At 72.4% G+C, this 4,249-nt stretch carries 7 protein-coding genes; 4 read left to right on the forward strand and 3 right to left on the reverse strand.

Annotation, left to right across the window (positions count from 1 at the left end):
* Both ACKOB8_RS14215 and ACKOB8_RS14220 read right to left on the reverse strand, forming a co-directional pair.
* Window positions 1-774, reverse strand: a 774-nt coding sequence (locus ACKOB8_RS14215) for a molybdopterin molybdotransferase MoeA (RefSeq protein WP_526378339.1), incomplete at its 3' end; no start/stop codon positions are given.
* A gap of 37 nt (window positions 775-811) precedes the next feature.
* Complete coding sequence (locus tag ACKOB8_RS14220; RefSeq protein WP_526378341.1) at window positions 812-1,732, reverse strand: UTP--glucose-1-phosphate uridylyltransferase; 921 nt, start codon at window positions 1,730-1,732, stop codon at window positions 812-814.
* 71 nt (window positions 1,733-1,803) lie between these two features.
* Here ACKOB8_RS14220 and ACKOB8_RS14225 point away from each other — a divergent pair, with 71 nt between their 5' ends.
* From ACKOB8_RS14225 to mscL, 4 genes are all read left to right on the forward strand, one after another.
* Window positions 1,804-2,424, forward strand: coding sequence for a 5-formyltetrahydrofolate cyclo-ligase (locus ACKOB8_RS14225; protein ID WP_526378343.1), 621 nt, complete (start codon window positions 1,804-1,806; stop codon window positions 2,422-2,424).
* Between the two features lie 66 nt (window positions 2,425-2,490).
* Window positions 2,491-2,847 carry an FmdB family zinc ribbon protein gene (locus ACKOB8_RS14230; protein ID WP_526378345.1) on the forward strand — a complete coding sequence of 119 codons (357 nt, stop codon included), beginning with the start codon at window positions 2,491-2,493 and terminating at the stop codon, window positions 2,845-2,847.
* A gap of 65 nt (window positions 2,848-2,912) precedes the next feature.
* Complete coding sequence (locus ACKOB8_RS14235; protein WP_526378347.1) at window positions 2,913-3,575, forward strand: SAF domain-containing protein; 663 nt, start codon at window positions 2,913-2,915, stop codon at window positions 3,573-3,575.
* A gap of 50 nt (window positions 3,576-3,625) precedes the next feature.
* On the forward strand, window positions 3,626-4,018 hold the full coding sequence (gene mscL, locus ACKOB8_RS14240) for a large-conductance mechanosensitive channel protein MscL (protein ID WP_526378349.1): 393 nt from the start codon (window positions 3,626-3,628) through the stop codon (window positions 4,016-4,018).
* A 17-nt stretch (window positions 4,019-4,035) separates the two neighbouring features.
* Here mscL and ACKOB8_RS14245 read toward each other — a convergent pair.
* Window positions 4,036-4,249, reverse strand: a 214-nt coding sequence (locus ACKOB8_RS14245; protein WP_526378351.1) for an MspA family porin, incomplete at its 5' end; no start/stop codon positions are given.

Below are 4,249 nucleotides of genomic sequence, written 5' to 3' on the forward strand. Positions count from 1 at the left end.
GCGCAGGCTCTCGGCGGCCGCCCCGCCGACCGCACCCGCGATGAGCAGCACCTCGACGCGGTTGATCTGGCTTTCGACGACTTCGCGCAGCTCCTTGGGTTCGGTGCTGACGATGCCGATCCGGGTGGCCTCCGCGCCGGCGTCGCGGGCGGCGGCCGCCAGCGCGTAGGAGTTGACGTCATAGACCTGGCCGTTGCCGGGGGTGCGGGAGATGTCGACCAGCTCCCCGCCGACACTCATCACCGCCACCCGCGGACGCGGGTGCACCAGCACCCGCTCGCGCCCGACCGCCGCGAGCAGACCGACCTGGGCCGGCCCGATGATCGCGCCGGCGCGCACCGCCACGTCGCCGGGCTGCACGTCGTCGCCCTCGCGGCGGACGTAGGCCCCCGAGCGGACCCCGCGCAGCACCCGCACCCGCGCCTGACCGCCGTCGGTCCAGCGCAGCGGCAGCACCGCGTCGGCAAGGGTGGGCATCGGCGCGCCGGTCTGCACCCGCGCCGCCTGCTTGGGCTGCAGCCTGCTCGGCGCGCGCGCCCCGGCCTCGATGGTCCCCATCACCGGCAGCACGATCTCGCCCTCGCCGCCGCTGACGTCGACGCTGCGCACCGCGTAGCCGTCCACGGCGGCCTGGTCGAACCCGGGCATCGGCTCCTCGGTGACGACCTCCTCGGCGCACATCAGGCCCTGCGCCTCGGCGATGGGAACCCGCACCGGCCGCGGCGCGACCGCGGCCGCCATCACCTTGGCCTGCTGCTCCTCCACCGAACGCACAGCGCGCCTTTCTGCCCGGGACGGACCCGCCGCGCCCCTACCGCTCGGTCTGTTCGGTCTGGGCAAGCCGCTCGACCAGCCAACGCCGCAAGTCGGGGCCGTAGTCGTCACGATCCAAGGCAAAGTCAACCGCAGCCTTCAGATAGCCGCCGGGATTTCCCAAGTCGTGTCGGGATCCGCGGTGCACCACCACGTGCACCGGATGGCCCTCGGCGATGAGCAGCGCGATGGCGTCGGTGAGCTGGATCTCCCCGCCCGATCCCCGTTCGACGCGGCGCAGCGCGTCGAAGACGGCGCGGTCCAGGATGTAGCGGCCGGCCGCGGCGAACAGCGACGGCGCCCGGGCAGCAGGCGGCTTCTCCACCATGCCCTTCACCCGCAGCACGTCCGGGTTGGTCGAGCCGGGCACCGGTTCGACGTCGAAAACCCCGTAGGCGCTGACCTCCTCGGGAGAAACCTCGATCGCGCACAGCACCGTGCCGCCGTAGCGGGCGCGCACCTCGGCCATCGTCTCCAACACGCCGATGGGCAGCACCAGGTCATCGGGCAGCAGCACCGATACCGCATCCTCGTCGGGGGACAGCACCGACTCCACGCAGCCGACCGCGTGCCCCAGGCCCAGCGGGCGCGACTGCACCACCGACTCGACCTTGATCAGCTCCGGTGCCCGGCGCACCTTCTCCAGCATCGCCTTCTTGCCGCGGGCGGCCAGGGTGCCCTCCAGCACCAGGTCCTCCACGAAGTGCGCGACCACGCCGTCCTTGCCCTCGGAGGTCACGATCACCAGCCGCTCGGCTCCGGCCTCGGCGGCCTCCTCGGCGACCAGTTCGATGCCGGGAGTGTCCACGACGGGCAGCAGTTCTTTGGGCACGGTCTTGGTCGCCGGCAGGAACCGGGTGCCCAGGCCCGCCGCCGGCACCACGGCCGTGCGGGGAATGGAAACCCTGGAGGCGGACATCGGAATCACCCTAACGGCACCACAGCGGGGGCACGACGTTACGCACCGCGGTTTCTGACAGGCTGGATCCCATGGATCCGGTGGCCGCCGAGTCGAAGGGCACCCGCCGCCGTGCGGTGCTGGCGGCCCGCCGGGCGCAGTCGGCGCACCAGCGCCACGCCGAGGCCGAGCGATTGTGCGCCCACCTCGGCGCCGCCGTGCGCGGCGCCCGCACCGTCTGCGCCTACCTCCCGGCGGGAACCGAGCCGGGATCGGCGGCCCTTCTTGACCGGTTGCGGCAGCTGTGCGACCGGGTGCTGGTGCCGGTGGCCCGGACCGGCCCCGGCGGCGAGCACCTGCCGCTGAGGTGGGGCGAGTACGTTCCCGGCCACCTGGTCGACGGGCCCTTCGGGGTGCCCGAGCCGCCCGAGCCGTGGCTGCCGGCCGCCGAGGTGGCGCAGGCGCAGGTCGTCCTGGTCCCGGCGCTGGCGGTGGATCGCGCCGGGGTGCGACTGGGCCGCGGCGGCGGCTTCTATGACCGGTCGCTGCCGCTGTGCGCGCCGGGGACCCGGCTGGTGGCCGTGGTGCGCGACGAGGAGGTGGTCGACACACTGCCCGCCGAACCGCACGACGTGCGTATGACGCACGCGCTGACGCCCGGGGCGGGGCTGGTCACCCTGGCGGGAATGCCCGACGGCGGGTCGTCGTTCTAGCACGTGAGACGGTCTAGCACTTGAGACGGTAGAGTGCTAACCAATCCCTTCGTCCCGGAGGTTTCCGTGCCGACCTACAGCTACGCCTGCACCGCGTGCGACCACCGTTTCGACGCGGTCCAGGCGTTCACCGAGGATGCGCTCACCGAGTGCCCGCAGTGCGCGGGCCGGCTGCGCAAGCTGTTCAACTCGGTCGGTGTGGTGTTCAAGGGCAGCGGCTTCTACCGGACCGACAGCCGGGAGGCGGCCAAGAGCGGCGCCGCTGCGAAATCGGACTCAGCGGGCACGTCCACGGCGTCGGAGTCCTCCGGATCCAAGGAATCCTCGTCGGGGGCTTCGAGTGCCTCGGGTGCCTCAAGCAGCTCCGGCGGGTCGACCCCCGCGAGCGGCAGCTCGACTCCCGCACCCGCCACGTCGAGCTAAGCGACTATCCACACCCCGGCTCGCGGCGGTCGTCACCGCCGTGCGGCGCGTCCTACCGTGACGCGATGGGCTGCTCGCTGAATCCCTCTGTGCTCAACCGGGTTTCCCGCGCGCTGCGGCCCGACTTCACCCGGACCGTGCTGGCCCGCCGCCTCGCGGCGGGTCTGCTGGTCGTGCTGGCCGGGGCCGCTGCGCTGCGTGCCGACCCGGCCGCCACCCTCGCCGACGTGGTCGTGGCCGCTGAGGATCTGCGTCCCGGTGTTCACCTGAGCGCCGATCACCTCAGACTGGAAAAGCGTTTGGCCGCAACGCTTCCCGACGGCGCGCTGCGCGACATCACCGCGGTGCTCGGGGCCACCCTGGCCGGTCCGGCGCGTCGGGGCGAGGTGCTCACCGACGTGCGGGTGCTCGGCTCACGGCTGGCCGGGCTGGCCGCCGGACCCGACGCGCGGGTGGTGCCCCTGCACCTCGCCAACCCCGCACTCGCCGAGGTGATTCGCGCGGGCGACGTGGTCGACGTCCTGGGTTCGGGCGCCGCGGCGGGTCGGGCCGAGAGCACCGCCCGGCCGCGGGTGATCGCCGCTAACGCGATGGTGGTGTCGGTGACGGCGCGCGCGGCTCCCGGCGGCGCGGACGACCGGATCGTCCTGGTCGCCCTCCCGGCCGCCGCCGCCACGGCACTCGCCGCCGCATCCCTGGTGCAGGACGTCACGGTGACGATCCGCTGATCGCCGGTACGGTACCGTTTTGCCCGGCAAGGCACAACGAAAGGCACACCGTGTTACAGGGATTCAAGGAATTCATCGCCCGCGGCAACATCGTCGACCTGTCGGTCGCGGTGGTCATCGGCACCGCGTTCACCGGGCTGGTCACCAAGTTCACCGACAGCGTCGTCCAGCCGCTGATCGACCGGGCCGGCGCGGGTGAGGGCGCCTCCTACGGGCTTCTGCAGATCGACATCGGGGACGGCCAGACGATCGACTTGAACGTGGTGCTGACGGCGGCGATCAATTTCCTGCTCGTCGCGGCGGTGGTCTACTTCCTGGTGGTGCTGCCCTACAGCAAGATCCGCAGCAAGGAGGCGGCCGAGTCGGCGGAGGACAAGCAGAACCGGCTGCTCACCGAAATCCGTGATGCGGTCGGCGGCAAGGACTCCTCAGCCGCCGGCTGAACTCAGGCGAGCTCCCGCTACTGCATGTCCCAGGGTGCGCCGTAGGTGGTGACGCTGTCGCCGGCTTTGGAGATCAGCCGGGCGAAGGGGCGCAGCAGCACCCCGCCGGCCGCGCCGGTGACGGTGCCGTGGGCGTTGGCCACCGCGACCGAGCCGCTGGGGCCCTCGACGTCCACCGAGAAGGTGGCCACCTCCTGGATGCCCGGCCCGTTGCCCAGATCCGAGCTGATC

It is taken from the genome of Mycobacterium sp. (assembly GCF_046091765.1).
Lineage (GTDB): Bacteria > Actinomycetota > Actinomycetes > Mycobacteriales > Mycobacteriaceae > Mycobacterium.

What these genes read in the sequence shown, in the direction of transcription:
- ACKOB8_RS14220 (WP_526378341.1), bottom strand. Translation starts at nt 1,732, where the DNA reads ATGTCCGCCTCCAGGGTTTCCATTCCCCGCACGGCCGTGGTGCCGGCG.
- ACKOB8_RS14235 (WP_526378347.1), top strand. Translation starts at nt 2,913, where the DNA reads ATGGGCTGCTCGCTGAATCCCTCTGTGCTCAACCGGGTTTCCCGCGCG.
- ACKOB8_RS14225 (WP_526378343.1), top strand. Translation starts at nt 1,804, where the DNA reads ATGGATCCGGTGGCCGCCGAGTCGAAGGGCACCCGCCGCCGTGCGGTG.